This window comes from Nocardiopsis sp. B62, from assembly GCF_018070675.1.
Taxonomy (GTDB): Bacteria; Actinomycetota; Actinomycetes; order Streptosporangiales; family Streptosporangiaceae; genus Nocardiopsis; species Nocardiopsis prasina.
The window spans coordinates 20,506-46,304 of sequence record NZ_JAGPXK010000003.1 but is presented as its reverse complement, the minus strand read 5'-3'; the positions used below and the strand labels follow the sequence as shown (position 1 = coordinate 46,304).

The following is a 25,799-nucleotide window of genomic DNA, read 5'->3' as shown; positions in this document are numbered from 1 at the left end:
GCGGCCCCACCTGGGCTCCGACGCGGGGTCGGGCGTACGGCGGTCCCCTCCGCGCGGACCATACTGGGGGCATGCCCAGCTTTGACCCGATCGTCGAACCGTTCTTCTCCGAGTGGGCGGGACGCGGCCCCGGACAGGCGCGCAGCCTGGACCGCGCGTCCGCGCTCCTGGCCGCGCTGGACCTGGACCCGGCACCGACGCCCGTGCTCGGTGTGGTGGGTTCCAAGGGCAAGGGGAGCACGGCCACCTACGCGGCGGCCACCCTGTCCGCCGCCGGTCTGCGGACGGTCCTGGTGACGGGTCCGAGCTTCCGGGGGTACCGCGAACGGGTCCGGGTCGACGGCGTGTCCGTGACCGACGACGAACTCCGCGACCTCGGCCAGACCATGGAGGCCGCCCGGCGCTCCCTGCCCTCCCCTGAGGAGGGCTATCTGGCGCCGAGCGGGCTGTTCCTCGTGGCCGGCCTGCTGCACGCACGCGCGGTCGGCGCCGACGTGTGCGTCCTGGAGGCCGGCATGGGCGGGCACCGCGACGAGTTGCGTCTCCTGGGCCCGCAGGTGGTGGCTCTGGGCATGGTCTTCGCCGAGCACGTGGGGGTCCTCGGGGACACCGTGGCGGAGATCGCACGCGAGAAGACCCGCGTGGTCCACCCCGAACGCACCCGTGCGCTGGTGACCCTGCCGCAGAGCGCGGAGGCGGCGCCCGTCGTGGCCGGGACCCTGGCCGAGAACACCCGTGAACGGCTCTCCCCACAGGTCGTGGACCCCGCGACCGCGACCGAACCCCCCGAGGCCCTGCGCCCCCGGGGCCTGTCCGCCGCCAACGGAGTCCTGGGCACCGCCGCCGCCACCCGCATGCTGGACCTGATGGACAGGCCACCGGCGACGCCCAGTCGGCTCCACGAGGTCCTGGGCACCGTGAACCTGCCCGCCCGCCTGTCGAGGCACACCGTTCCCGGCTCATCCACCGAGGTCGTGGTGGACTCCGCCATCGACCGCGTCGGCGTGACCGCCGCGCTGTCCCACGCCCGCGACCTGTGGGGCGGTGTGGATCACGTCCTGCTGTGCCTGCCCGACCACAAGGACGTCTCCGGGGCGGTCGAAGCGCTCAAGGGGCTGCGGGTGACCGCCGTGCGCCTGCCGGAGGAGCACCTGCGCTTCGAGCACGCCCTCCCCGACCACTGGAACCGCGTCCGCGCCGAGGACCTCTCCCCCACCGCCGTCACCGCCCTCGGCCGACGCGTCCTCGCCCTGGGCACGGTCTACTTCACCGGGCGCATGACGGAGGTCCTCGACGCCCCCACCGACCGCCTCTTCGACCCGCGTCCCGCATAACCCCCACACGCGACCACACTTCGCGACACGATCGGCTCGGCCTCAATGAGGCCGCTCGCAAGGAGCTGGAGGGCTTGATGGCTGTGGAGACCTACGAGTGGCAGAGCGACTTCGCCCGCAAGTACGTCGGTATCGGCCGGGAGGAAGGCCGGGAAGAAGGCCGCGCGGCTGAGGCGGCGCGCAGCGTCGTCTCTGTGCTGGAGGCACGCGGGTTCAGCATCTCGGACGAGGTCCGCGAGCGCATCGAGGCCTGCGCGGACCTGGCGACCCTGGAGAAGTGGGTCCCCTCGGCCGTCACGGTGGACCGGCCCGAGGACCTCTTCGACTGAGACGGGGCCGGGGGCACGCGGCCCCCGGCCCCGGATCGTCGGTGACGGTTACCGGCCGGGGCGGTAGACCGGCTGGGTCTGCGGGTTGAACTCCTCGTACGTGACCCGCTCGGCCGCACGCAGGCGCGGGTCGGTCAGCTTGAGGACGTCCAGACCACGGTCGATGTCGGACGAGTACACGTAGCCGTTGTAGTAGTACGTCGACCAGGTGTCGTTGTCCTGGATGTCGGGGTCGATCCGGGAGTCGGCGTCGAAGTAGCCGATCTCGCGCGGGTTGGTCGGGTCGTTGAAGTCGATCACCGAGATGCCGCCCTGGTACCAGGACTGCACGAAGTAGTCCTGGCCGGGGACCGGGATGAGCGACCCGTTGTGGGCCACGCACACCTGGTCGCCCTGGTGGCGGTCGATCTTGAAGTAGCTCGCGAACTCCAGCGTGGAGTCGGCGCCCTCACCGTCCAGGGTGTAGATGGCGTTGGCGCCGCGCTCGGGTCCGATCTCCTCGGTGCACGTGGGCGCACCGCCGCCGCCGAGCTCGTCGGTGAACAGCACCGTGCGGGCGTCGTTGGTGAAGGTCGCGGAGTGCCAGAAGGCGAAGTTGTCGTCCTGGACCACCTCGGTGACCACCGGGGAGGCCGGGTCCGAGATGTCCATCAGGATGCCGTCGCCCATGCAGGCACCGGCGGCGATGTCCTTGGACGGGAAGACCGTGATGTCGTGGCAGCCCGTGGTGGTGCGGTGGCCGCCGTCCGGGAACAGCACCGGCTCGTTGACAAGGAACGCCTCCGAGGGCGCGTCGAGCGGCACCTCGATGACGCCGATCTTGTCGTGCGGCGGCTGGCAGTTGGGGAAGTTCGCCGAGGGAGAGTACGAGGACACGTAGACGTACTCGCGCTCCGCGTCACCGGGGACCAGCGTCAGGGTGTGCGATCCGCAGTCGGTGCGCACGGCCGAGACGTACTGCGGGTTGGCCTTGTCGGAGATGTCGAAGATGCGAACACCCTCGAACCCGTTCGGGTCGGTGACCGGCACGGCGGGGGCGCCGCACTCGTCGTTCGCGCGGGGGTAGTCCACAGCGAAGTACAGGAGGTCGCCGCTGACCGCGACGTCACCCTGCCCGCCGGGGCACACCACCTCGGAGACGATCCTCGGGTCCTCGGGCTCGGAGATGTCGTAGATGACGAAGCCGTCGTAGTTGCCGCCGATGGCGTAGTCGCCGGTGAACGCCAGGTCCGAGTTGGTGTTGTTGACCGCCTCGGGCTTGGGGACGTTGGCCACGAGCTCGACGTTGTCGCTGGAGATCTCGTCCGAGGGCGGCGTGTCGGCGTACGCCGCCGCCGGGCCGAGGAGCCCGGTGAACAGCGTCGCGGCAGCGGCCGTCGCCAGTACGGCGACGCGGCGCGGGGAGGTGCGCATGGGTCTGCCTTCCAGATGGGGATCGGGGGTTGGGGGTGACAGCACGCGGGGGTGCCGCGCGTGGCTCGCGCGGCACCCCGGTGCGTCGTCGCTGGTTACCGCCCGGGGCGGTAGACCGGCTGGGTCTGCGGGTTGAACTCCTCGTAGGTCACCCGTTCGGCCGCGCGCAGGCGGGGGTCGGTGAGCTTGAGGACGTCCAGGCCGCGGCGCATGTCCGAGGAGTACACGTGGCCGTTGTAGTAGTACGCGGACCAGGTGCTGCCGTTCTCGATGTCCGGGTCGATCCGGTTGTCGGGGTCGAAGTAACCGATCTCGCGGGGGTTGCTGAGGTCGTTGAAGTCGATGATCGAGATGCCGCCCTGGTACCAGGACTGCACGAAGTAGTTCTTCCCCGGAACCGGGATGAGCGACCCGTTGTGCGCGACACAGGACTGCTGGTCGCCCTGGTGGCGGTCGATCTTGAAGTAGCTCGCGAACTCCAGGTCGTGGCCGCCGTCAGGGGACTCCTTCAGGGAGTAGATGGCGTTGGCGCCGCGCTCGGGTCCGATCTCCTCGGTGCAGGTGGCCGCACCGCCGCCGCCGAGTTCGTCGGTGAACAGGACGGCCTCGGCGTTGTTGGTGAAGGTGGCCGAGTGCCAGAAGGCGAAGTTCTCGTCCTGGACCACCTCGGTCACGACCGGGTTGACCGGGTCGGAGATGTCCATGATGATGCCGTCGCCCATGCAGGCGCCGGCGGCGAGGTCCTTGGCCGGGTGGACCGTGATGTCGTGGCAGCCCTCGGTCGGTCGGAGCAGACCGGGCTGGTCGTGGTTGCCGCCGTCCGGGAAGAGCACCGGCTCGTTGACGATCGCGGCCGAGCCCGGGTCGTCCACCGGGACCTCGATGATCGCGATCTTGTCGTGCGGCGGCTGGCAGTTGGGGAAGTTCACCGAGGGCGCGTAGGACGAGACGTAGACCAGTTCGGTCGAGGGGTCCGCGCCGGGCACGAGGGTCAGGGTGTGCGATCCGCAGTCGGTGCGCACGGCCGAGACGTACTGGGGGTTGGCCTTGTCGGAGATGTCGAAGATCCGCACGCCCTCGAACCCGTTCGGGTCGGTGACCGGCACGGCGGGAGCGCCGCACTCGTCGTTGGCCCGGGGGGAGTCCACGGCGAAGTAGAGCAGGTCCCCGCTGACGGAGACGTCGCCCTGGCCACCGGGGCACACCACCTCCGAGACGATCCTCGGGTCCTCCGGGTCGGCGACGTCGTAGATGACGAAACCGTCGTAGTTGCCGCCGATGACGTGGTCGCCGGTGAACGCCAGGTCCGAGTTGGTGTTGCTGACCGCGTCCGGCTTGGGGACGTTGGCGAGGTGCTCGACGTTGTCACTGGTGACGCTGTCGGAGGGAGGCGTGTCGGCGTACGCCGCCGCCGGGCCGAGGAGCCCGGCGAACAGGGTCGCCGCCGCGGTCAGCGCGACCGCCGTCACGCCGCGCGGGCCGAGTCCGGCCCGTGACGGGGGAGCTGCGGGCATGGTTTCTCCAGATCGGTTGGGGGACGGAGATGAGGGGTACGCGGCGGGGCCGTGGCCGTCGGACCACGGCCCCGTTCTCTCCCGTTTGCCCTGACTCCCCAGGAGGAGCCACCGGGAGAGGTCGTGGCGCGCGTCAGCGGCCCGGTCGGTAGCTCGGCTGCGACTGCGGGTTGAACTCGTCGTAGGTGACGCGCGCGGCGGAGCGCAGGCGCGGATCGTCGAGCCGGATCACGTCGAGGCCCCGGGTGATGTCCGAGGAGTACACGTAGCCGTTGTAGTAGTACGCCGACCACGAACCGCCCAGGACGAGGTTGTCCTCGTCGATCGGGGCCCGGTCGAAGTAGCCGATCTCACGCGGCGCGGTCGGGTCGTTGAAGTCGATGACCGACACCCCGCCCTGGTACCAGGACTGAACGAAGAAGTCCTGGCCCGGGACCGGGATCAGCGAACCGTTGTGCGCAACGCAGTTCTCGGTGGCGCTCTGCACGCGCGGGATCTTGTAGTAGCTCTCGAAGTCCAGCTCGGGCGCCCCGTCCGTGCCGCCGACGGAGTAGATGGCGTTGGCGCCGCGCTCCACCCCGTGTTCCTCGGTGCAGATGGCGCCGCCACCGCCGCCGAGCTCGTCGGTGAAGATCACGGTGCCCGCGTCGTTGGTGAACGTGGCCGAGTGCCAGAAGGCGAAGTTGTCGTCCCGGACGACGTCGGTGACCACGGGGTGGGCGGGGTCGGAGATGTCCATCAGGATGCCGTCACCCATGCACGCCCCGGCGGCGAGGTCGAGCTCCGGGTAGGCGGTGATGTCGTGACAGCCGCTGGTGTTGCGGTTGCCACCGTCCGGGAACAGGACGGGCTCGTTGACCAGCGCGGCCTCGGAGGGGTTGTCCACGGGGATCTCGATGACCGAGATCTTGTCGTGCGGCGGCTGGCAGTTGGGGAAGTTCGCCGAGGGCGAGTAGGAGGACACGTACACGTAGTCGTGCTCGCCGTCCTTGCCGGGCACCAGGGTGTTGGTGTGCGATCCGCAGTCGGTGGCCACGGCCGCGACGTAGGCCGGGTTGGCCTTGTCGGAGATGTTGAAGACGCGGATGCCCTCGAACCCGTTCGGGTCGGTGGTGGGGACGGCGGGGGCGCCGCACTCGTCGTTGGCCCGGGGGTAGTCGACGGAGAAGTACAGGAGGTCGCCGCTGACCGAGACGTCGCCCTGGCCGCCGGGGCACACCACCTCGGAGACGACGGTCGGAGACTCCGGTTCGGAGATGTCGTAGACGACGAAACCGTTGTAGTTGCCGCCGATCGCGTAGTCACCGGTGAACGCCAGGTCGGTGTTGTAGTCACCCATGGCTTCGGACTTCGGGACGTTGGTCACGTGAGTGACGTTCGCGCTGGTCTCGGCGTCGCTCTCGAAGGGGGTCCGGTCCGCCGAGGCGGCGGCGGGCCCGAGGAGGCCCAAGGTCAGGGCGGTGGCGCCGACGAGAGCGAGGCCGGTGGAGCCGCGTCGGTACCGCAAGCGTCTGGAAGGGGAGGGGGCGGGGGACGACGCCATGCGTACTCCTGATTCCTGATGGAGCGAAACAGGAAGAACGTACACAGCTCAACATCAATATGTATAGAGGGAAACAAAAGAAACATGGTTGTTTACACGGTGTCGAGCCGACTCGATCCGCTCACGCACCGTGTCCAGACCGGCCCGGTTCCGGGTGCGGCGGGCGACCGCCGCACCCGGTCCGGCTAGCTGTTCGGGAGCTCCGGCTGCGACTGCGGGTTGAACTCGTCCAGCACCACCGACTCAGCCCCTTCGAACCGGGGGTCGGTGAGCGCCAGCACGTCCAGCCCGCGTTCCATGTCCGACGAGTAGACGTGCCCGTTGTAGTAGTACGCGGACCAGGAGCCGGCCGTGCGCAGCTGGTCCGGGTCGAACGGGCCACGGTCGAAGAAGCCCACCTCGACGGGCTGGTCGGGGTCGGTGAGGTCGATGACCGACACTCCGCCCTGGTACCAGGACTGAACGAAGAAGTCCTGGCCCGGGACCGGGATCAGCGAACCGTTGTGCGCCACGCAGTTCTCGGTATCGGTCTGGTGCCGAGGCAATTTGTAGTAACTCCGAAACTCGAGTTCGGGGCTTTCTCCCGACGTGTCCAGCGAGTAGACGGCGTTGGCGCCGCGCTCGGGGCCGATCCTCTCGTTGCAGGTCGCCGAGGAACCCGAGCCGAGTTCGTCGGTGAAGACCACGTTCCTCGCGTCGTTGGTGAACGTCGCCGAGTGCCAGAAGGCGAAGTTCTCGTCCTGGACGCGCTCCACCACCTCCGGGTGGATCGGGTCAGTGATGTCCAACAGCAGGCCGTCACCCAGGCAAGCGGCGGCCGCCAGACCGCGAGCGGGATAGGCGGTGATGTCGTGGCAGCCCGTGGTCGTGCTGTGGCCGCCGTCCGGGAAGAGCACCGGCTCGTTGACGACGGCCGCCTCCTCGGGGGCCTCGTGCGGCACCTCGACGATGGAGATCCTGTCGTGCGGCGGCTGGCAGTTCGGAAAGACCTCCGCGGGGGCGTACGAGGACACGTAGACCACGTCGCTGCGCCCGTTCGCGCCCGGCACCAGGGTGTTGGTGTGCGATCCGCAGTCGGTGGCCACGGACGCGACGTACCGCGGGTTCGCCTTGTCCGAGATGTCGAAGATCCGCAGGCCCTCGAAGGCGTCGGCCTCAGTGGCCGGGGCGGACGGCGCCCCGCACTCGTCGTTCGCGCGCGGGTAGTCCACGGAGAAGTACAGGAGGTCGCCGCTGACCGAGACGTCGCCCTGACCCCCCGGGCACAGGACCTCGGAGACGACCGTCGGGGACTCCGGTTCGGAGATGTCGTAGACGACGAAACCGTTGTAGTTGCCGCCGATCGCGTAGTCACCGGTGAACGCCAGGTCGGAGTTGGGCGACCTCGCCAGCGTCTCCGGTTTGGGCACGTTGGCCAGGTGCACCACGCCCCCACCCGTGGTCACCCCGTCGTCGGCGCCGGCGCCCGGGACCGCGAGCCAGGCCACCGCGACCAGCGAGGCGACCGCGACCGTACCCCGGCGCCGTCCCGTAACCGAAGCCATGCACCCACCCCCGAAAACCACCCAAAGAAGTCACTTGACTACAATGGGTTGTACCCTCATCGTCGTACACAAGCCAGACGAAACGCCGAGAACGGACACCACCGGGAGTCCCACGAACGGACACGACCACCCCGCCGCACCCCCGGTACTGGACAAAACACCCCTCGAGTGAGTAGAAAACCCGCAGGACGTCGGGTCAGCCGACACCGGCGGGCACCCGGCCCGCCGACCCCCACCCCTGGAGGAGACCTCGTGCGTCGCCTGGCACTCGCAGCCGGAACCGCCCTCGTGCTGCTCGGAGTCTCGGCCTGTACCGGTGACGAGGGACAGCAGTCCGCCAACGTCATCGCCCCCGGCGCCCCCGGGGAGGAATCGACCCCAGCCACCGCGGACCAGATCGCCGCCCTCGCCGAGGAGCAGGGCCACAACGAGGCCGACGTCACCTACCTGGTGAAGATGATCGAACACCACCGCCAGGCCCTGGAGATGACCGACCTGGTCGAGGACCGCTACCAGCGCGACGGCATCGAGCGCATCGCCGACCGCATCGCGGCCGCCCAGGGGCCCGAGATCTCCGCCATGGAGAGCTGGCTGGAGGTCAACGTCTTCGGCCCCGCCCGGGAGAACCCCGCCCACCAGAACTTCTGCGGTCTGGAGGGCGACGGCACCCACCACTCCACCGAGGACGCCGTGGTCGCCTGTGACCTCCAGGTGGACCACGACGACATGGAGGGCATGGTCTCCGACGAGGACATGGGCCGCCTAGCCGACGCCGACGGCGACGACTTCGACCACCTCTTCGTGGAACTCATGACCGCCCACCACGAGGGCGCGGTCACCATGGCGGAGGAGGCCATGGCCGAGGGCAAGGACCAGGAGGTCCTGCGGATGGCCAACGACCTCATCGCCGAGCAGAACACCGAGATCGCCCGAATGGAGGGAGTCCTCGAGGTCGGGGAGTGACCGGACCACGCCCGGCCCCGTCCGGCCTGGTCCAGGCATGAGAAGGGGCGCCCTTCCCGTGGGAAGGGCGCCCCGAAGGCCTCAGCGGTCCAACCGCGCGGCGTCAGCCCGCCGCGGCGACCGGTCCGGCGGTCAGGCCGACTTCTCCTGACGACCGTCCTCGTCCGCCTCGAGCTGGGCGCGCGGCACGATGGTCGGGTTCACGTGCTGCTCCACCGACTCGCGGGTGATGATCACCTGGCCGACGTCCTCCCGGCTGGGTACCTCGTACATCACCGAGAGCAGGACCTCCTCGATGATGGCGCGCAGACCACGGGCGCCGGTCCCCCGGATGATGCCCTGCTCGGCGATCGCCTCCAGGGCGTCCTGGGTGAACTCCAGCTCGACGTTGTCCAGCTCGAACAGCCGCTGGTACTGCTTGACCAGGGCGTTGCGGGGCTCGGTGAGGATCTGGATCAGCGCGGCCTTGTCCAGGTTGTGCACGCTGGTGATCACCGGCAGACGGCCGATGAACTCCGGGATCATCCCGAACTTCAGCAGGTCCTCCGGCATGACCTCGCCGAACAGCGCGGTCCCGGCCATCTCGCTCTTGGGCCGCAGGGTGGCGTTGAAGCCCATGCCCTGCTGACCGGTGCGGGACTCGATGATCTTCTCCAGCCCCGCGAAGGCTCCACCGCAGATGAACAGCACGTTGGTGGTGTCGATCTGGATGAACTCCTGGTGCGGGTGCTTGCGGCCGCCCTGAGGGGGCACGCTAGCCGTGGTCCCCTCCAGGATCTTCAGCAGCGCCTGCTGGACACCCTCGCCGGAGACGTCGCGCGTGATCGACGGGTTCTCGCTCTTGCGGGCGACCTTGTCGACCTCGTCGATGTAGATGATGCCGGTCTCGGCCTTCTTGACGTCGTAGTCAGCGGCCTGGATCAGCTTCAGGAGGATGTTCTCGACGTCCTCGCCCACGTAGCCCGCCTCGGTGAGGGCGGTGGCGTCCGCGATGGCGAAGGGGACGTTGAGGATCTTCGCCAGGGTCTGCGCCAGCAGGGTCTTGCCCGAACCGGTCGGCCCCAGCAGGAGAATGTTCGACTTGGCGATCTCGACGTCCTCGTCACCGGGACGGTCGGTCTCCGAGCGCACTCTCTTGTAGTGGTTGTACACCGCCACCGAGAGGGACTTCTTCGCCTGCTCCTGACCGATCACGTACGAGTCCAGGAAGTCGAAGATCTCCCGGGGCTTGGGAAGGGAGTCCCACGTGAGCTCGGTGGCGTCGGCGAGTTCCTCTTCGATGATCTCGTTGCACAGATCGATGCACTCATCGCAGATGTACACGCCGGGGCCAGCGATGAGCTTCTTCACCTGCTTCTGGCTCTTACCGCAGAATGAGCACTTCAGCAGGTCCCCGCCGTCGCCGATGCGTGCCACCCAGCCACTCCTCAAAACTAAGGCCGCCCCGTTCCGGGCGCACGCGGCGCCGAACGGACGGAAGGACTCGTCTCCCGTGTGTCCGTTCGCGACTGCCAGCCACGAACGGGGCGATCTGTGTGTCGCTCTCCGCCAGACTAAGCGAAAAACCGGACCGGCTTCACCACCGGGCTGTCCCAGGCGGGTCAGAAACCGGACCGGTGAGTACTTCGTGGCGCCGGATTCCCCCCGCCGGGGCGCTCCTCGCGTTCGCGAGACGCCCCGGCCGGGGAGGACACGGCAACCGTTGTCCCCGCTACTTCAGGGAGGCCTTGCGGTAGGGCAGGACGAAGTCGATGAGACCGTACTCCACTGCCTCCTCGGCGGTGAGGATCTTGTCCCGCTCGATGTCCTTCGAGACCTGCTCGTGGGAGCGACCCGTGTGCTTGGCCAGAGTGGTCTCCAGCTGCGTACGGATACGGGTGATCTCGTTGGCCTGGATCTCGATGTCGCTGGCCTGACCGTGCATACCCTCGGTCGCCGGCTGGTGGATCATCATCCGGGCGTTGGGCAGGGCACCACGCTTGCCCTTGGTGCCGCCCGCCAGCAGGATCGCGGCGGCCGACGCGGCCTGTCCGATGCACACCGTCTGGATGTCGGGGCGCACGAACTGCATGGTGTCGTAGATCGCCATGAGGGAGGTGAAGGAACCTCCCGGCGAGTTGATGTACATCTGGATGTCCCGCTCGGAGTCGAGCTGCTCAAGGGTGATGAGCTGGGCCATCAGATCGTTGGCCGAAGTGTCGTCGATCTGGACGCCGACGAAGATGATCCGCTCTTCGAAGAGCTTGTTGTACGGATTCATCTCCTTGACGCCGTACGACGTACGCTCCACGTAGGACGGCAGGACGTAGCGGCTCTGGGGAGCCATCGAGGCCGCGCCGCCGATGAGACTGGGGTTGAACTCGGTCATTTCACGCCTTCCACGCGCTGCGCCGATTCATGGACTGGGCCAGGTCAGCTCAGGACTGTCAGCTGGTCACGTCGAGCGTGCCCTCGAGCACCTCGTCGATGAAGCCGTACTCCTTGGCCTCCTGAGCCGTGAACCAGCGGTCCCGGTCGGCGTCCTTCTCGATCTGTTCGACCGACTGCCCGGTGTGCTCGGAGATCTTCTGGATGAACATCTTCTTCACGTAGAGCAGCTGGTCAGCCAGGATCCGGATGTCGGAGGCGGTGCCCCCGATGCCACCGGACGGCTGGTGCATCATGACGCGGGTGTGCGGCAGCGCGTAACGCTTGCCGGGCGCACCGGCGCACAGGAGCATCTGGCCCATCGACGCGGCCATGCCGATACCCACGGTGCGCACGTCGTTGGGGATGTACTGCATGACGTCGTAGATCGCCATACCCGCCGTCACGGAACCACCCGGCGAGTTGATGTACATCGTGATGTCCCGCTGGCGGTCCTCCGCGGACAGCAGCAGGAGCTCACCGACGAGGCGGTTGGCGATGTCATCGTCGACCTGCTGGCCGAGGAACACGATTCGCTGGCGCAACAGGCGCTGAGGCGTCTGCTCAATAAAAGGGGAAAGCTGCTGATCCGACGTACGAGCGTCGAATCGCTGGGACTCATCAAAGGTCGGCGGCACTCTCGTCACCTGCTCCGGAATCGAAACGGTTGCGATACAGCGACACTAACGCCGACAGACGCCAGGCTCGTCCGGATACCGTCCCTGTTCGCTTTGAGCGCAGGGTGCAGCCGGTCGCGGACACACCCTTTCTCCTGACAGCGAACAACGCGCCAGGAACGGAAGGGAAAGGGCCCCGGCCGTCCCGTAACGGGTTGGCCAGGGCCCGTGAGAGCCATGGTGCCTCGCGGCGCCGTGAAGCCTCGGACTACTTGGAGTCGGCCTTGTCGGCGTCCTCGTCGGTTTCGGGGGCCTCCGCGGTCTCCTCGGCCTTGTCGGCCTCGGCGACCTCGGTGGAGGCAGCGGCGGCGGCCTTGACGGCCTCGGCCAGGGCCTGGTCGTCGGTGGCCTCGACGATCTCCTGCTCGACGACGTTGCCGTCCTCGTCGGTCACCTTGGCACCGGCCAGGACCACGTCCATGGCCTTGCCGCGGACGACCTCGGTGAAGGCGACGCGGATCTGGTTCGACTCGACCAGGTGCTGGGCCAGCTGGTCCGGGCTCACGCCCATGCGCTGGGCCTGCTCGAACACGTACTGGCTGAGCTCACCCTGGTCGGCGCTGAGGTCCTCCTGGAGGGCCAGCTGGTCGAGGATGAAGCCAGCCTTGACCGCCGAGTTGGCGCCGGTCTTCAGCTCCTCCTCGAACTCCTCCTCGGTCTTCTCCTGCGACTCGAGGTAGGCCTCCTTGGTCAGACCGCTCTGGGCGAGCTGCTGCTCAAGGCTCTGGCGACGGCGGTTGATCTCCTCGTCGACCACCGCGTCGGGCAGCGGGATCTCGACGGACTCGATCAGCTTCTCCAGCGCCTTGTCACGGGCGGCGGACAGCTGCTGCATGCGACGGACGTCGGCCATGCGCTTGCGCACGTCGTCACGCAGCTCGTCGATCGTGTCGAACTCGGAGGCCAGCTGGGCGAACTCGTCGTCCAGCTCGGGCAGCTCCTTCACCTTCACCGAGTGCACGGTGACGGTGACGTCCGCCTCCTGGCCCTCGTGCTCACCACCGACGAGGGTGGTCTTGAAGGTGGCCTCGCCACCGGACTCCATGCCGCGCAGGGTCTCGTCGAGGCCCTCCAGCATGGTGTTGGTGCCGACCTCGTAGGAGTAGCCGCTGACGGCGACGTCCTCGAGCTTCTCACCGTCGATGGCGGCGACCAGGTCGATGGAGAGGTTGTCACCGTCCTCAACGGGACGGTCGGCGCCAACCAGGGTGGAGAAGCGCTCGCGCAGGGTGCCGATCTGCTCGTCGACCTGCTCGTCGGTGACGGTCGCGCTGTCGACGGTCACCTCGATGCCCTTGTAGTCCTTCACCTCGAACTTGGGTCGGATGTCGACCTCGGCGGTGAAGGCGAGCTCGTCGTTGTCCTCCAGCTTGGTGACCTCCACGTCGGGCTGGCCGAGCGCGAAGATCTCCTCCTTCTGGATGGCTTCGTTGTAGAGCTCCGGAACGGCGTGGTTGACCGCTTCGCTGATCACCGCGCCACGGCCGACGTAGCGGTCGATCAGCCGCGCCGGTGCCTTGCCCGGGCGGAAGCCCTTGATCCGAACCTGCTTGGCGAGCGACTTGTAGGTCACGTCGAAAGCGTGCTCGAGCTCCTCGAAGGGCACCTCGATGGTCAGCTTGACCCGGGTCGGGCTGAGCTCCTCGACATCGGTCTTCACGGGGCGGTACTCCTAGGTTTGCCGGCTGGTGTCCGCGTCGGCCCGCAGGCGCACCACACGAACGGCGTATGCACGCGCGCACCCCCGGTCGGTGATGACCACGTTCCTTCGGGGTGCCCTGCGACGGGCTGGGACTTACAGTTTCCTGCTGATCGCACCAAGTCTAGGGCAGACAGACAGGGGGCCACGGCGCACGGCCCGAAGGCCGAACCGCCGCGGACGGTTTCGTCGGGGTGGCGGGATTCGAACCCGCGGCCTCATGCTCCCAAAGCATGCGCGCTAACCAAGCTGCGCTACACCCCGTCACCCGGCGTGGACACACGTCCCGAAAACGGGTGTGCGACCAACGCCCCAGAGACTGTACTCTTGTCTCCATCGGCTCCACGAGTCTAGAGGAAACTCAGGGGCTCCGATGCCACGCGGGCGTAGTTCAATGGTAGAACCCCAGCCTTCCAAGCTGGTCATGCGAGTTCGATTCTCGTCGCCCGCTCCACTCGAAACGAGCTGTGTGCCTGTCGGCACCAGCTCGTTTCGCCGTTCCACCCGGGGGACGACCCCCGAAACCCCGCACCACTCGAAACGAGCTGTGTGCCCGTCGGCACCAGCTCGTTTCGCCGTTCCACCCGGGGGACGACCCCCGAAACCCCGCACCACTCGAAACGAGCTGTGTGCCCGTCGGCACCAGCTCGTTTCGCCGTTCCACCCAGGAAACAACCCCCAAAACCCGCACTACCCGAAGCGAACCGTGTGCCCGTCAGCACCAACCCGCTTCGCCGATCCACCCAGGAAACAACCCCCCCAAAACCCGCACCCTCGAAGCCCGGAAGACTCGGCGGCTCAGGGGTTCCGGCCCGTGCCCCTAGCCTCCGGGAACGATCCGCTCGGCCACGGTGACGCGGAAGTGGAACTCCGTCGTGGCACCGTCCACGTTCACGACGTACTCGTCGGGAGAGATCCGGTAGGCCTGACGGTCACGCTCCGACCACGGGTGGCCCGGAACATGCGCCGCTGTCAGGCGAAGGGCCTCCGTCCTGGCTTCCTCCCGATCGTCGAAGCTGGCGTTGCGCTGGCCACCGAGCGCCGATGGGACCAATCCCCAGCGTTGGCGTTCACCGCTCCCCCGGATCTCCTCGATCAGCACCGTCCACGACATGGACACCTCTTCCTCTCGCACTCGATTCCAGTGATGGGACTCACTCCCCGCCGTCGTGGTTCGCGGCGACGCAGGGCACATTCACAGAACACTGTTCGGTTTCACCTCGCCACGAAGCGGAATACCGGCCTCAAGCGGGTACGTTGACCTTTCGGGCGGACCCGTCGGCACGACCTGGAACGGGCGCCACTCGGGTTCGGTGGAACGGGGGCCAGATGACGGACACGGACGGCACGGGCGAGCAGGCGACGTCGCTCCGCCTGCTGTGGTTCCAACGACCGGAGCCGTTGGAGCGGCCGGTCGTCGTGACCGGAGTCTTCGACGTCCTGCACGTCGGGCACGTGCGCTTCCTCCAGTCCATCGCCGCCCGCGGCCTCCCCCTCGTCGTGGGGATCGAGTCCGACGAGCGCGTCCGGGCCTGGAAGGGCCCCGGACGCCCGGTCAACCCCGACGCGGAACGGTCCGAGACCATCGCCGCCCTGGGCTGTGTGGCCGGATCGTTCGTGATCGAGGGCCCGCCCTCCGTGGCGGACTGGGCTGCCTACGCGGAACTGCTCCGGCCCCTCTCCCCCGCCGCGCTGGCCTTCACCGCCGGGGACCGCTACACCCAGGCCAAGATCCGGGGCGCCGACGCCCTCGGCGCCCAGACCTGGGAACTGCCGTTCACCCCCGGCCGCTCGACCACCGCGGCACTGGGCCGTCTCGCCTCGTCCCTCTGACGACCCGTGTTCCCACCGACCTCCCCGGCGATCCCACATCGGACCAGGGAAGCAGCGCCCTCCCTCCGGTGTTGAGGCTTGGATGGCGACGTGGTGAACGGAATCGAGGCTGCGGATGATGTCAGGGAGGCCCTCCTACAGGGCACTGGTCAACGACGGAAGCGCGCGGGGGCAGGAACTGCCCCCGGGGCTCACCAGACGTGTGCTGTCCTACGCGACACCGCACTGGCGGCAGATCCTGCTCTTCCTCGGGGTGACCGCGGTGGGCGCGGCCGTGGTCGTGGCCAACCCGCTCCTCCTGCGAGCCATCATCGACCAGGGCATCCTCCCGGGGAACACCTCGGTGGTGATCTGGTTGGCGGTCGCGGCGGCCGTGCTGGCGCTCGTGGAGGGCGTCATCACCCTGACCGGACGGTGGTTGTCCTCCAGGATCGGTGAGGGCGTCATCTACCTGCTGCGCACCCAGGTGTTCTCCCACGTGCAGCGGATGCCGATCGCCTTCTTCACCCGAACCCAGACCGGGTCTCTGATCAGTCGGTTGAACACGGACGTGGTCGGCGCGCAGCGCGCCATCACCTCGGTGCTCCAGTCGGTGGTCTCCAACCTGATCAGCGTGGTGGCGGTGCTCATCACGATGCTGGCCCTGTCGTGGCAGGTGACCCTGCTGGCGCTGGTCCTGGTACCGCTGTTCATCGTCCCGGCGAAGCTGCTGGGACGCAGGCTCGCGAACATCTCCCGCGACGCGATGGACAACAACGCCGCGATGAGCTCGCTGATGACCGAGCGGTTCAACGTGGGCGGGGCCATGCTGGTCAAGCTCTACGGCCGTCCCGACGAGGAGTCCGGCACCTTCTCCGACCGTGCCGCCCGCGTGCGCGACCTCGGGGTGCGCCAGTCGGTGATCGGCGGTCTGCTGTTCACCATGCTGGCCACCATCACGGCGCTGGCCATGGCGATGGTCTACGGCGTGGGCGGTGTGCTCGCCGTGGACGGTTCCTTCGAGGTGGGCACCCTGGTGGCGCTGACCACCCTGCTGGCCAGGCTCTACGGGCCGATCACCACGCTGTCCAACGTGCACGTGGAGATCATGACGGCCCTGGTCTCCTTCGACCGCGTCTTCGAGGTGCTGGACCTGGAACCGCAGATCAAGGAGAGCCCGGACGCGCAGCCGCTGCCCGCCGGGCCGCTGAGCGTGGAGTTCGACCGGGTGTCCTTCCGTTACCCGGGCGCCTCGGAGACGTCGGTGGCGTCCCTGGAACTGACCCCGCAGGCAGAGGCCGCCGACGACACCCAGGTGCTGAGCGAGGTGTCCTTCCGCGCCGAACCGGGTCAGATGGTGGCCCTGGTGGGTCCGTCCGGGGCGGGCAAGTCCACCCTCACCCACCTGGTCTCGCGGCTGTACGACCCGACGGAGGGGGCGGTGCGGATCGGCGGCCTGGACCTCCGTGAGACCACCAGTGACTCCCTCCGGGAGGCCGTGGGCGTGGTGACGCAGGACGCGCAGCTCTTTCACGACACCGTGGGCGCCAACCTGCGTTACGCCCGGCCGGAGGCGACCGACGCGGAGCTGGAGGAGGCTCTGCGGATGGCGCGGCTGGGTGCTCTCCTGGACCAGCTGCCCAACGGCCTCGACACGATGGTCGGTGACCGCGGCTACCGCCTCTCGGGCGGGGAGAAGCAGCGTCTGGCGATCGCGCGGCTGCTGTTGAAGGCGCCGTCCGTGGTGGTCCTGGACGAGGCCACCGCGCACCTGGACTCCGAGTCGGAGGCGGCGGTGCAGGAGGCGCTGGCGGTGGCGCTGGAGGGCCGGACCTCACTGGTGATCGCGCACCGGCTGGCCACGGTCCGCGAGGCGGACCAGATCCTGGTGCTGGAGGACGGGCGCGTCCTGGAACGCGGCACGCACGAGGAGCTGCTGGAGTCGGGCGGGCTGTACACGGCCCTGTACCGCACCCAGTTCGCGTCCCAGTCGGGCTAGGGGGTTCGGGGCGGCTCCGTCGGTGTGCTCGGCGGGGTCGCCCCCTCACGTCCTCCCAGCCTCCTCCTTCTTTTTCTTTTCGGCCTTCCTGGCCCGCTTCTTGTCCTTCTTATCCTTCTTATCCTTCTTGTCCTTCTTGCTCTTCTTGCTCTTCTTGCTCTTCTTGCCGGACTCGGTGCCCCCGGACAGTTCCGACTTCTTCTTCGACTTCTTGCGTTTCTTCGGCTTCTTGGCGTCCTTGGAGGTCACGTGCTCCTCCAGAAGTGCGGGGAGCGGGGCGATGCCGGGTCCTCCGTCGAAGATCCAGTCGTCGAGCGCCTCCAGGAGACGGTCCTCGGTCATCCGGCCCAGCCAGACGGGGTTGCCTCCGGCGGCGCGGCCCTGACGGGAGGGCTGGACCACGACGACGTTGGCCTCGAAGCAGATGCCCAGGCACTTGCTGGTGCGGACCGGGACGCGGCGTGCCGCGTGGTCGTCGATGGCGCTGAGCCGGGCGAGCTGCGCCTTGTGGTCGACGCCGGGCACCTTCTTGCGTGTGCCGCAGCAGCAGCCCCGGCAGACCGTGAGCTTGCAGGGCGTACCGTCGATCGCGCTCACCACACCCCCTCATTAGGCTTGCCTTACCTCAGTTCAGGATATTCCTCCGGGACACCGTCCTGACCAGCACTGACGTGGTCAGGTCCGACGACCTCCACCGACCGCCAGGTTTCGGGAAGCCCTTCGTTCTCCGGGGCACCGGCCCTCCAGCCCCTCCCCCAGACCATGGGCAGCCCCGCGGCGAAGAGCGGGTGGGCCAGGTCCATGAGCTGCATCCGGACCTGGGGCTCGGTGCAGGCACCCGAGTTGCCGCACGCGGCGACGCGTTGGCCGACCACCACGGTGTCTCCCGGGGCCACTGTGACGGAGCCCCTCCGCAGGTGGCCGAGGAGCACGTGGGCGCCGCCGAGGTCGATGACCACGTGGTTGCCGACCAGCCCCGAGGGTCCGCGCATCTCACGGAGGGTGTTCTCCACGACGGCGCCGAACAGCCACGGCCAGGAGTTGCGGCTGCGGTGGTCGCGCTGGCGGTCGTGCACCCGGACCACGGTGCCCGCGGCGGGTGCGTACACGGGGGCGCCGTAGGCCGGGAAGTCCTCCGGGGGTCGGCTGAGCGGCCGCCAACCGATGTCCGGGCGGGTGCCGTCCTCGGCGACCAGACCCAGCGCGTACGTCTGCCCGTAGGCGTGCGTGCCCTGGCTGGGTACGTGGTCGACGGGGCTGGTCAGCGGCATCCAGCGTCCGCGTACCGGCCGGGGCCAGCACGCGCGGCGCGCACCTCGGAGTGCCCAGTCGCAGGTGCACCGCGAGCGCGACCACCAGCAGCGTCCCGCCGACCCACCAGGACAGACCCAGGTACCCGGCCAGGAGCGCGGCCATCGCGGCCCACAGCAGGGGCATGCGCAGCCGGGCGAGGAGGACGGGCACGGGACGCGGAACGGATGAGGCCATGCCCCATTGTGGGCCCGCCCCATCCGTTCCGTTCCTCGGGGCCCGAGAGCCCCCGCGTCTACTCCTGACCCTTGTCCTTCTTGTTCTCCTGTGCGCGCTTGCGCAGGTAGTCGGTGGCGGCCCCGGCTCCCTTGTCGATCTTGTCGTCGTGGGACCCGCCGGTCGCCTTCTTGGCGGCGTCGGCCACCTTGCCGACGACCCCCTCGGCCTTGTCGGCGTGGTCGTTGACGGCCTTCTTGAGCCGGTTGAACGTATCTCCGGTATCGGACATCGAATCCCCCTCAGACGCGTCCTGCCTGCTGGTGCGATACCCGTTTCCGCCACACTTCAAGCGAAACGTCAGCCCCTGGTCACAGCCCGAGCACCATGCGTGCCACCGAGAAGTAGATGAGCAGACCGGTGGCGTCCACGAGCGTGGCGACCATGGGTGAGGAGACCACGGCGGGGTCCACCCCCACCTTGCGGGCGAGCAGGGGCATCGCGGAACCGATGATCGCCGCCCAGGTGCAGATGGCGATCACCGAGAGGGCGACCACCACGGCGATGTCGAAGCCGACCAGCACCGACCCGATGACCAGGGCGATTCCGGCGAGCATGACGCCCAGGAGCAGACCGACCCGGCTCTCCTTCCAGATCACCGAGGGGAGGTCGCGCACCCGCACCTCACCGACCGCGAGGGCACGCACGATCGCCGTGGCCGACTGCGCGCCCACGTTCCCGCCGGTGCCGATGAGCATCGGGACGAACATCGCCAGCGCCGTGACCTCCTCCAGGGTGGCCTCGTAGACCTGCATGACGTTGACGGTCAGAGTCGCCGCGACGATGAGCAGCATCAGCCACACCGAACGCGCGCCGACCAGGCGCAGCACCCCGACGGACACGTAGTGGTCGTCGATGGGGCTGGCGCCGGACTGACGCGCCATGTCCTCGGAGTCAGCCGCCTCGATGACCTCAAGGGCGTCGTCGAAGGTGAACAGACCGACGAAGCGGTCCTCGGAGTCCACCACCGGGAGGGAGACCAGGTTGGCCTCCTGGATGAGTCGGGCGGCGTCCTCGACCGGTTCGCTCACGCCCACCCGGGGCGCGAGGACGTCGACCAGGTCCCTGAGGACGCGGTCGTCGTCGCTGACCACGAGGTCGCTCAGGGTGATGGTACCGAGCAGCCGACGGCCGTCGCTGACCACCGGGAGGGTGTAGATGGTCTCGGCGTCGGCTCCTTTGGCGCGCACCACCTCGAGGGCGCGGCCCACGGTGAGGTCCCGGTGCAGGATGACGGTCTCCGGCGTCATGTACCGGCCGACCGAGTCCTCGGGGTAGCCCAGGAGCGCGGCGGTCATCTTGCGTTCGGCGGGGCTCAGCCCGGCCAGCGCCCGGGTCGCGATCTTGGCCGGGGCCTCCCCGATGAGGCGGGCCCGGTCGTCCGGGTCCATCTCCTCCAGGATGTCGTGGAAGTCGGTGCCGCGCAGGCCGAGGAGGATGGCCTGCTGCTGGCCGGGGTCCAGCTCCTCGAAGACCTCCAGCTCACGGTCCTTGTCCAGGAGGCGGAAGGGGATGATCGCCTCGCTGCTGGACATGCGGGCCAGTTCGTCCGCGATCTCGTGGGGCCTGTGTTCGGCCAACCAGAGCCTGATCCCGGTCAGGTCGTTGATCTCGACCAGGTCCGTGAGTTCTTCAGCGCGCTCGCCGTCCATGCGAAGCACCCCCTTGCGTCTCCATCGCCCGGCGGGCACGCCCGCGGGGCCGCGAAAATCCGGTAGGTCCGGGTCCTGGGGACCCGGTCCGGCCCCTGGTCACTGGTGTGGTGGTCCGTGCGGGCGTCGGCGCCCAGGGGGCGGAGAGGGGCGGGCACGGTGGTCCGTGAACGGGTACGAAGACCTCGTACCGGGGTCGGGGAACATGTCGACCCTACCGCCAGGAACGGCTGGGGCGACTCACCCCCTGCCGGTGCCGCGGCGGCCGGGGGTCAGGTTCTCCAGAGGACCACGAGCGCGCAGTCGTCGTTCTTGTCCTTGCTGAGGGTGTCCACGACCTCGCTGGCGCCGGTGGCGAATCCCTGGGTGACCAGCGATTCGGCGGCTCCGAGGAGTCGGTCGATACCGGCGTCGAGGTCCTCGCCGGGCGTCTCGATGAGGCCGTCGGTGCACAGCATGATGGCGTCGCCGGGCCGCAGCTTGCCCTGGACTGAGGTGTAGGTCATCTCGGGGATGACTCCCAGGACAACGCCCTTGGCCTCGGTGGTGCTCCACACTCCGCCGCCGCCGTCGAAGTGCAGGGCGGGCGGGTGCCCGGCCGAGGCGACCTGGTACTCGCCGGTCTCGGTGTCCACGCTCAGGTGGACGGCGGTCACGAAGCCCTCGCCGCCGCTGTTGCGCATGAGGTAGTCGTTGCAGTGGGCGAGGAAGTCGCTGGCGGGGACCGCTCCTATGAGCCCGCTGAAGGCCCCCGAGAGCATCAGGGCCCGTGTCCCGGCGTCCACGCCCTTCCCGGAGACGTCGACGACGGCGATGTCGAGCCGGTGTTCGCGGCGGATGGAGACGACGAAGTCCCCGCCGAACGAGGAGCCGCCGGCCTGACGCAGGACGGCGGTGCGCCCCCAGCCCGAGGGGACCGGGGGGAGCTTGCCCTGGTCCCGCAGCCGGTCGCGCAGGTCCAGCAGCATCATCTCGCCGCTCAGGCCCTGGACGCCGAGGCGTTCGCGCACTCCGGACAGCAGGTAGGACAGGACCCCGGTGACACCGATGGTGACCACCAGGCCGGGGCCGACCTGGCCGAAGTCGAGCATGAAAGCCACGAACAGCAGGACGGCGACGACCACCCCGAGCAGGAAGGCGAGGCTCTTGCGCTTGAGTAGCAGTCCGCCCGCGAGGACGGTGAGGATGGTGGAGCTGGGCGGGAACCAGCCGGTGGGGCCCCACACGGCGCCGACTCCGATGCCCACGGCGATGGCGACCAGGGTGATGAGTACGAGGCGATAGCGGAAGAGCACCTTGCGCCGGAGCACCGCGACGATGCGCTGCACGGTGGATCGCAGCAGTCGGGTGGTCCTGGCGGTCGGTGTGGGGTTCATTGATCCTCTAGGCTCGGCACGCCCGCTCACCCGCGGGGGTCACTCCTGGTCGGGGTACGGCACACCGGTGCGATCACGGTCGCGTCGGGGGCCTGTGTCTGGGTCGGCGGAGGGGGAGTCGTGTGGGGGCACGGCCCGGATCGCGGAGGCTGGTTCCGCCGAGGGGCGGGCACCGATGGACGCGGACAACAAGGTGTCTCGGACTACGATGGCCCGCCGCTGTGCACGAACTGTAGCGCTTGGGGTGCTGGCCTGGCACGTACTACCAGCGGCGATCCGCCCCATAACCCCGGGTTTGGGTTCCGCCTAAACCCGTGTTCGCGGTGTCGGACCCACATGCCCGTGGGGGAACTTCCCGCTGATTTCGGGAACCCTCCCCTCTCTCGGACACGGCATGCTGGCCGGGTGTGTCCCGGGCGCACTCGCGCGCTTGGCGAAGAACCCACGCCGGACGCGGGGCCACTCCTGGGCAAGGATCCCACAACGACCCCCGAGGGCGACAGGGCCCCGGTCCCGAACCGGACACTGACCCCACGGCGCCCCGCACGCGTTCGCCCCCGCGTGCCGGGCAAGCGGGGGCGAGGGGTCGGACCCGCACGAGCGGGACCTGGGACGGGTTACGGAAGCGGGGGCAGCTCGCCGGTGCGCTCGTAGTCGCTCAGCATGGCGATACGGCGGGTGTGCCGCTCCTCGTCGCTGTACGGCGTGGCGAGGAAGAGCTCCACGAACCGCGTGGCCTCCTCCAGGGAGTGCATCCGGCCGCCGATGCCGAGCACGTTGGCGTCGTTGTGCTCGCGCGCCAGCTTGGCGGTGTCCTCGCTCCAGGCCAGGGCGGCGCGGACGCCGGTGACCTTGTTGGCCGCGATCTGCTCGCCGTTGCCGGAGCCGCCGATCACGACGCCCAGGGAACCCGGGTCCTTCGCGACGCCCTCGGCGGCGCGCAGGACGAAGGGGGGGTAGTCGTCGACCGCGTCGTAGACGGCCGGTCCGGCGTCCACGACCTCGTGGCCGTTCTCCTTCAACCAGGAGACGAGGTGTTCTTTGAGCTCGAAGCCCGCATGATCTGATCCAAGGTAAACACGCACGTCACCAGTGTGACAGCTCCCTGGAACGAACGACGCCGCGCCCCACCCGGTCGGTGTGACCGTCGAGGGGCGCGGCGCGCGCCGTGTGGGTCGCGGGGGATCAGGCCCCGGCGGCGGCCGCCGCCACGCTCAGACCGAGGACGGCGAAGCCGGCCATCGACAGGATCGCGATCAGGTTGTACACGAGGATCGACTTGAGGTCCTTACCGAGAGGACCTGCCTTGGAGACCGCGGGCTTGTTGCTCAACTCACACCTCGATTGGGTTCGACCAGGGGATGACCAGTCGGAATCTTTCCACACCGCACAACGCGTGCGTCACCGGGTCCGATTCCGGAAGGGCCTGGTGGGGGGCGGTGAGACCGGACACAGGGGTCATCTCTGTACGGCCTTGACCTCGCAGAACTCCACCAGGCCGGGCAGGCCCCACTCGCGTCCGTTGCCGGATCGCTTGTACCCGCCGAAGGGTGCCCGCGGGTTCAGGGCACCTCCGTTGAGCTCCACCTGCCCCGCCCGGAGGCGGCGGGCGACGGCCAGGCCCTCGTCGGGGTCCCCGGACCACACGGCGGCGTTGAGCCCGTAGACGGTGTCGTTGGCGATCCCCACGGCCTCCTCCACGGTGTCGTAGGGGATGAGGACGAGTACCGGGCCGAAGATCTCCTCCCGGGCGACGCGCATGTCGTTGCGCACGTCGGCGAAGACGGTCGGGCGGACGTAGTAGCCGACGGCCCGCTCCTCGACCGGTTCGGAACCCCCGGTGACCAGGCGCGCGCCCTCCTCCACGCCCAGGGCGACGTAGGCGCGGACCTTGTCCCGCTGCGCGGCCGAGACCAGCGGACCCAGCCGGGTGGCCTCGTCCTCGGGGTCGCCCGGCACGTACTTGGCGGCGGAGGCGGCGGCCAGTTCCACGGCCTCCTCGTAGGAGTCGCGGTGCACGAGCATGCGGGTGAGCGCGTTGCAGCTCTGGCCGGTGTTGCGCATGACGTCGGCGACGCCGCGCTTGACGGCCTTGGTGAGGTCGGCCCCGGGCAGGATGACGTTGGGAGACTTGCCGCCCAGTTCCAGTGCGACCCGCTTGACCGTCTCGGCGGCGACCTGGGACACCCGGGTCCCGGCGCGGGTGGAGCCGGTGAAGGAGACCATGTCCACTCTCGGATGGGCGGCGATCGCCTCGCCCACCACCGGCCCGGTACCGGAGACGAGGTTGAACACGCCCGCGGGCAGCCCGGCCTCGTGGAGGATCTCCGCCAGCCAGTAGGCGCTCAGCGGGGCGACCTCGCTCGGTTTGAGGACCACGGTGTTGCCCGCGAGGAGCGCGGGGACCACCTTCAGGACGATCTGGTGCAGCGGGTAGTTCCAGGGGGTGATGGCGCCGACCACGCCGACCGGCTCGTGCACCACCAGGGAGTTGCCGACCTCCTCGCCGCCGAAGTACCGCTCACCGTGTTCCTCGACCAGGTCGATGTAGGTGCCGAACATGCGCGAGGGCAGACCGGCCTGCACCTTGGTGGCGAAGGTGGCGGGCGCGCCCATGTCGGTGGTCAGCAGCCGGGCGACGTCGTCGAGGCGGGCGTCGAAGAGCTCCAGCGCACGGGAGAGATGGGTGACGCGCTGGCCCGGGGTGAGCGCGGACCAGGCGGGGAGGGCGGACGCGGCGGCCTCGACCGCGGCGTCGACGTCGGCGGCGGAGCCCGCCGGAACGGTGTCGATGACCTGCTCGGTCGCCGGGTTGACCACGTCAAGGGCCTCGTCGGAGGCGGAGTCACGCCAGGCGCCGTCGATGTAGAGGGATCGCATGGCCCCACTTTCGCAGAACGCGATTCGGGTTGGCCAGAGCGAGGGGGCCGTGGGAACGACTGCGGGGCGGGCACCCGTGGTTCCACGGATACCCGCCCCGTCGGGGCGCGGAAGGGGCGGACCCGGGTCCGGCGCGGGAGGTCAGCCCCAGTGCGGGGGGCGGTCGGCGATCAGCCGCGCGGTGGAGTCCTCGTCGGCGTCGCCCCATCCCTCCGAGCGTTCGTCGCTCGTGGTGTCGGGCAGCAGGTCGAGGTCGTCGAGGAAGGTGGCGCGGCGGTCGTCGTCAGGCCCTGGCATGGGTGCTCCCGGTGAGGTGGTCAGTCGAAGATGGGCGAGCGCGTGCGGGTGCGCTTGAGCTCGAAGAACCCGTCGGTCCCGGCGACCAGGCGCACGCCGTCCCACAGCTTCCCGGCGGCCTCACCGCGGGGGATCGGGGAGACGACCGGGCCGAAGAAGGCCACGTCCTCCACCTGGATGACGGGTGTGCCGACGTCCTCCCCCACCAGCTTCATCGCCTCGCCGTGCGAGGCGCGCAGGGCCTCATCGTACGCGGTGGAGTCGGCGGCGTCGGCCAGGTCCTCGGGCAGCCCCGCGTCGGCCAGGGCGGCCCGGACCGTGTCCGTTTCCTTGGCCTCGCCCCGGTCGTGGTAGCGGGTGCCCAGGGCGGTGTAGAGGGCCCCCAGCACCTCGGGGCCGAAGCGCTCCTCGGCGGCGACGCACACGCGCACGGCGCCCCAGGCGCGGTCGAGGAAGTACCGGTAGTCAGCGGGCAGGTCGCGGCCCTCGTTGAGCACGCTCAGGCTCATCACGTGCCAGCGCACGGTCACGGGGCGGACCTTCTCCACCTCCAGCAGCCAGCGGGAGGTGATCCAGGCCCACGGGCAGGCCGGGTCGAACCACATGTCAGCGAACACGCTCTCCGGCTCGGCTGGCTGTGCGGGGATCTGGGTCATCGCTGCTCCTCGTCCGGGGCCTGAGGTCTCGGGCCTGGGGGAAGGTCGGGTTCCGGTGGCCGCGGTCAGACCGCCGCCATGGATCGTCAACCACGGTGATCGGTTGCGCATTCCGTCCCGGCGCGTGGCAGGATCGAACCGACTACAACGACCTCAGGCCCGGCGGCGCCCACCCCCA

At 69.1% G+C, this 25,799-nt stretch carries 24 protein-coding genes and 2 tRNA genes; 6 read left to right on the top strand and 20 right to left on the bottom strand.

Going from position 1 to position 25,799, the window contains the following annotated elements; all coding sequences use genetic code 11:
* Nucleotides 1-71 precede the first annotated feature (71 nt).
* Both KBX21_RS04300 and KBX21_RS04295 read left to right on the top strand, forming a co-directional pair.
* The gene (locus KBX21_RS04300) at nucleotides 72-1,334 is read left to right on the top strand and encodes a hypothetical protein (RefSeq protein ID WP_049565939.1); all 1,263 of its coding nucleotides are present in this window, start codon (nucleotides 72-74) and stop codon (nucleotides 1,332-1,334) included.
* A gap of 77 nt (nucleotides 1,335-1,411) precedes the next feature.
* Nucleotides 1,412-1,663, top strand: coding sequence for a hypothetical protein (locus tag KBX21_RS04295; protein ID WP_210841052.1), 252 nt, complete (start codon nucleotides 1,412-1,414; stop codon nucleotides 1,661-1,663).
* 48 nt (nucleotides 1,664-1,711) lie between these two features.
* Here the strand turns inward: KBX21_RS04295 and KBX21_RS04290 are convergent, their stop codons facing one another.
* The 4 genes from KBX21_RS04290 to KBX21_RS04275 form a co-directional block, all read right to left on the bottom strand.
* A complete protein-coding gene (locus KBX21_RS04290; RefSeq protein ID WP_210841051.1) occupies nucleotides 1,712-3,076 on the bottom strand; it encodes an LVIVD repeat-containing protein in 1,365 nt (454 codons plus the stop codon).
* A gap of 95 nt (nucleotides 3,077-3,171) precedes the next feature.
* Nucleotides 3,172-4,590, bottom strand: coding sequence for an LVIVD repeat-containing protein (locus KBX21_RS04285; protein WP_210841050.1), 1,419 nt, complete (start codon nucleotides 4,588-4,590; stop codon nucleotides 3,172-3,174).
* A gap of 133 nt (nucleotides 4,591-4,723) precedes the next feature.
* Nucleotides 4,724-6,133 (bottom strand): LVIVD repeat-containing protein, encoded by a 1,410-nt coding sequence (locus KBX21_RS04280; RefSeq protein WP_210841049.1) that lies wholly within the window; start codon nucleotides 6,131-6,133, stop codon nucleotides 4,724-4,726.
* Between the two features lie 185 nt (nucleotides 6,134-6,318).
* Entirely contained in the window at nucleotides 6,319-7,677 is a 1,359-nt protein-coding gene (locus KBX21_RS04275; protein WP_210841048.1) for an LVIVD repeat-containing protein, read from the bottom strand.
* Between the two features lie 252 nt (nucleotides 7,678-7,929).
* Between KBX21_RS04275 and KBX21_RS04270 the strand changes: the two genes are divergently transcribed.
* Complete coding sequence (locus KBX21_RS04270; protein ID WP_210841047.1) at nucleotides 7,930-8,640, top strand: DUF305 domain-containing protein; 711 nt, start codon at nucleotides 7,930-7,932, stop codon at nucleotides 8,638-8,640.
* A 132-nt stretch (nucleotides 8,641-8,772) separates the two neighbouring features.
* Here the strand turns inward: KBX21_RS04270 and clpX are convergent, their stop codons facing one another.
* The 5 genes from clpX to KBX21_RS04245 form a co-directional block, all read right to left on the bottom strand.
* The gene (clpX, locus tag KBX21_RS04265) at nucleotides 8,773-10,056 is read right to left on the bottom strand and encodes an ATP-dependent Clp protease ATP-binding subunit ClpX (protein ID WP_049565959.1); all 1,284 of its coding nucleotides are present in this window, start codon (nucleotides 10,054-10,056) and stop codon (nucleotides 8,773-8,775) included.
* 295 nt (nucleotides 10,057-10,351) lie between these two features.
* Nucleotides 10,352-11,008 carry an ATP-dependent Clp protease proteolytic subunit gene (locus KBX21_RS04260; protein WP_017545193.1) on the bottom strand — a complete coding sequence of 219 codons (657 nt, stop codon included), beginning with the start codon at nucleotides 11,006-11,008 and terminating at the stop codon, nucleotides 10,352-10,354.
* A gap of 58 nt (nucleotides 11,009-11,066) precedes the next feature.
* On the bottom strand, nucleotides 11,067-11,615 hold the full coding sequence (locus KBX21_RS04255) for a ClpP family protease (RefSeq protein WP_082206236.1): 549 nt from the start codon (nucleotides 11,613-11,615) through the stop codon (nucleotides 11,067-11,069).
* Nucleotides 11,616-11,931: 316 nt separating this feature from the next.
* Nucleotides 11,932-13,383: a trigger factor gene (gene tig, locus KBX21_RS04250; protein ID WP_049565963.1), complete on the bottom strand. Its 1,452-nt coding sequence runs from the start codon at nucleotides 13,381-13,383 to the stop codon at nucleotides 11,932-11,934.
* A 228-nt stretch (nucleotides 13,384-13,611) separates the two neighbouring features.
* Nucleotides 13,612-13,686: transfer RNA gene (locus KBX21_RS04245), tRNA-Pro, on the bottom strand.
* Between the two features lie 116 nt (nucleotides 13,687-13,802).
* Between KBX21_RS04245 and KBX21_RS04240 the strand changes: the two genes are divergently transcribed.
* Nucleotides 13,803-13,876 (top strand) — tRNA-Gly (locus tag KBX21_RS04240).
* Between the two features lie 366 nt (nucleotides 13,877-14,242).
* On the opposite strand, the gene KBX21_RS04235 is transcribed toward KBX21_RS04240, so the two are convergent.
* Nucleotides 14,243-14,536, bottom strand: a complete 294-nt coding sequence (locus KBX21_RS04235; RefSeq protein WP_210841046.1) for a hypothetical protein — start codon at nucleotides 14,534-14,536, stop codon at nucleotides 14,243-14,245.
* 215 nt (nucleotides 14,537-14,751) lie between these two features.
* Here KBX21_RS04235 and KBX21_RS04230 point away from each other — a divergent pair, with 215 nt between their 5' ends.
* Both KBX21_RS04230 and KBX21_RS04225 read left to right on the top strand, forming a co-directional pair.
* Nucleotides 14,752-15,255 carry an adenylyltransferase/cytidyltransferase family protein gene (locus KBX21_RS04230; RefSeq protein ID WP_210841045.1) on the top strand — a complete coding sequence of 168 codons (504 nt, stop codon included), beginning with the start codon at nucleotides 14,752-14,754 and terminating at the stop codon, nucleotides 15,253-15,255.
* 115 nt (nucleotides 15,256-15,370) lie between these two features.
* Nucleotides 15,371-17,233, top strand: coding sequence for an ABC transporter ATP-binding protein (locus KBX21_RS04225; RefSeq protein WP_210841044.1), 1,863 nt, complete (start codon nucleotides 15,371-15,373; stop codon nucleotides 17,231-17,233).
* A gap of 45 nt (nucleotides 17,234-17,278) precedes the next feature.
* On the opposite strand, the gene KBX21_RS04220 is transcribed toward KBX21_RS04225, so the two are convergent.
* The 10 genes from KBX21_RS04220 to KBX21_RS04175 all read right to left on the bottom strand — a co-directional run bounded on the left by KBX21_RS04220 (nucleotide 17,279) and on the right by KBX21_RS04175 (nucleotide 25,621).
* Nucleotides 17,279-17,833: a (2Fe-2S) ferredoxin domain-containing protein gene (locus tag KBX21_RS04220; RefSeq protein WP_210841043.1), complete on the bottom strand. Its 555-nt coding sequence runs from the start codon at nucleotides 17,831-17,833 to the stop codon at nucleotides 17,279-17,281.
* A gap of 20 nt (nucleotides 17,834-17,853) precedes the next feature.
* Nucleotides 17,854-18,504, bottom strand: coding sequence for a M23 family metallopeptidase (locus KBX21_RS04215; RefSeq protein WP_247665221.1), 651 nt, complete (start codon nucleotides 18,502-18,504; stop codon nucleotides 17,854-17,856).
* A 275-nt stretch (nucleotides 18,505-18,779) separates the two neighbouring features.
* A complete protein-coding gene (locus KBX21_RS04210; RefSeq protein WP_017545185.1) occupies nucleotides 18,780-18,992 on the bottom strand; it encodes an antitoxin in 213 nt (70 codons plus the stop codon).
* A 79-nt stretch (nucleotides 18,993-19,071) separates the two neighbouring features.
* Nucleotides 19,072-20,412 (bottom strand): magnesium transporter, encoded by a 1,341-nt coding sequence (gene mgtE, locus KBX21_RS04205; RefSeq protein WP_049565980.1) that lies wholly within the window; start codon nucleotides 20,410-20,412, stop codon nucleotides 19,072-19,074.
* Nucleotides 20,413-20,684: 272 nt separating this feature from the next.
* Nucleotides 20,685-21,788: a PP2C family protein-serine/threonine phosphatase gene (locus tag KBX21_RS04200; protein WP_049565983.1), complete on the bottom strand. Its 1,104-nt coding sequence runs from the start codon at nucleotides 21,786-21,788 to the stop codon at nucleotides 20,685-20,687.
* Between the two features lie 617 nt (nucleotides 21,789-22,405).
* Nucleotides 22,406-22,873: a ribose-5-phosphate isomerase gene (locus KBX21_RS04195; protein WP_026129371.1), complete on the bottom strand. Its 468-nt coding sequence runs from the start codon at nucleotides 22,871-22,873 to the stop codon at nucleotides 22,406-22,408.
* 100 nt (nucleotides 22,874-22,973) lie between these two features.
* The gene (locus KBX21_RS04190) at nucleotides 22,974-23,120 is read right to left on the bottom strand and encodes a hypothetical protein (RefSeq protein WP_199776439.1); all 147 of its coding nucleotides are present in this window, start codon (nucleotides 23,118-23,120) and stop codon (nucleotides 22,974-22,976) included.
* Nucleotides 23,121-23,246: 126 nt separating this feature from the next.
* Nucleotides 23,247-24,668, bottom strand: a complete 1,422-nt coding sequence (locus tag KBX21_RS04185; RefSeq protein WP_210841042.1) for an aldehyde dehydrogenase family protein — start codon at nucleotides 24,666-24,668, stop codon at nucleotides 23,247-23,249.
* A gap of 141 nt (nucleotides 24,669-24,809) precedes the next feature.
* A complete protein-coding gene (locus KBX21_RS04180) occupies nucleotides 24,810-24,965 on the bottom strand; it encodes a hypothetical protein (RefSeq protein WP_199776440.1) in 156 nt (51 codons plus the stop codon).
* Nucleotides 24,966-24,985: 20 nt separating this feature from the next.
* A complete protein-coding gene (locus KBX21_RS04175) occupies nucleotides 24,986-25,621 on the bottom strand; it encodes a DsbA family protein (RefSeq protein WP_210841041.1) in 636 nt (211 codons plus the stop codon).
* Between the last annotated feature and the right edge of the window lie 178 nt (nucleotides 25,622-25,799).

Coding starts and splice junctions, on each gene's coding strand:
- KBX21_RS04300 (WP_049565939.1), top strand. CDS start 72: ATGCCCAGCTTTGACCCGATCGTCGAACCGTTCTTCTCCGAGTGGGCG.
- KBX21_RS04295 (WP_210841052.1), top strand. CDS start 1,412: ATGGCTGTGGAGACCTACGAGTGGCAGAGCGACTTCGCCCGCAAGTAC.
- KBX21_RS04290 (WP_210841051.1), bottom strand. CDS start 3,076: ATGCGCACCTCCCCGCGCCGCGTCGCCGTACTGGCGACGGCCGCTGCC.
- KBX21_RS04285 (WP_210841050.1), bottom strand. CDS start 4,590: ATGCCCGCAGCTCCCCCGTCACGGGCCGGACTCGGCCCGCGCGGCGTG.
- KBX21_RS04280 (WP_210841049.1), bottom strand. CDS start 6,133: ATGGCGTCGTCCCCCGCCCCCTCCCCTTCCAGACGCTTGCGGTACCGA.
- KBX21_RS04275 (WP_210841048.1), bottom strand. CDS start 7,677: ATGGCTTCGGTTACGGGACGGCGCCGGGGTACGGTCGCGGTCGCCTCG.
- KBX21_RS04260 (WP_017545193.1), bottom strand. CDS start 11,008: ATGACCGAGTTCAACCCCAGTCTCATCGGCGGCGCGGCCTCGATGGCT.
- KBX21_RS04235 (WP_210841046.1), bottom strand. CDS start 14,536: ATGTCGTGGACGGTGCTGATCGAGGAGATCCGGGGGAGCGGTGAACGC.
- KBX21_RS04230 (WP_210841045.1), top strand. CDS start 14,752: ATGACGGACACGGACGGCACGGGCGAGCAGGCGACGTCGCTCCGCCTG.
- KBX21_RS04225 (WP_210841044.1), top strand. CDS start 15,371: ATGATGTCAGGGAGGCCCTCCTACAGGGCACTGGTCAACGACGGAAGC.
- KBX21_RS04215 (WP_247665221.1), bottom strand. CDS start 18,504: ATGCCGCTGACCAGCCCCGTCGACCACGTACCCAGCCAGGGCACGCAC.
- KBX21_RS04210 (WP_017545185.1), bottom strand. CDS start 18,992: ATGTCCGATACCGGAGATACGTTCAACCGGCTCAAGAAGGCCGTCAAC.
- mgtE (WP_049565980.1), bottom strand. CDS start 20,412: ATGGACGGCGAGCGCGCTGAAGAACTCACGGACCTGGTCGAGATCAAC.
- KBX21_RS04200 (WP_049565983.1), bottom strand. CDS start 21,788: ATGAACCCCACACCGACCGCCAGGACCACCCGACTGCTGCGATCCACC.
- KBX21_RS04185 (WP_210841042.1), bottom strand. CDS start 24,668: ATGCGATCCCTCTACATCGACGGCGCCTGGCGTGACTCCGCCTCCGAC.
- KBX21_RS04180 (WP_199776440.1), bottom strand. CDS start 24,965: ATGCCAGGGCCTGACGACGACCGCCGCGCCACCTTCCTCGACGACCTC.
- KBX21_RS04175 (WP_210841041.1), bottom strand. CDS start 25,621: ATGACCCAGATCCCCGCACAGCCAGCCGAGCCGGAGAGCGTGTTCGCT.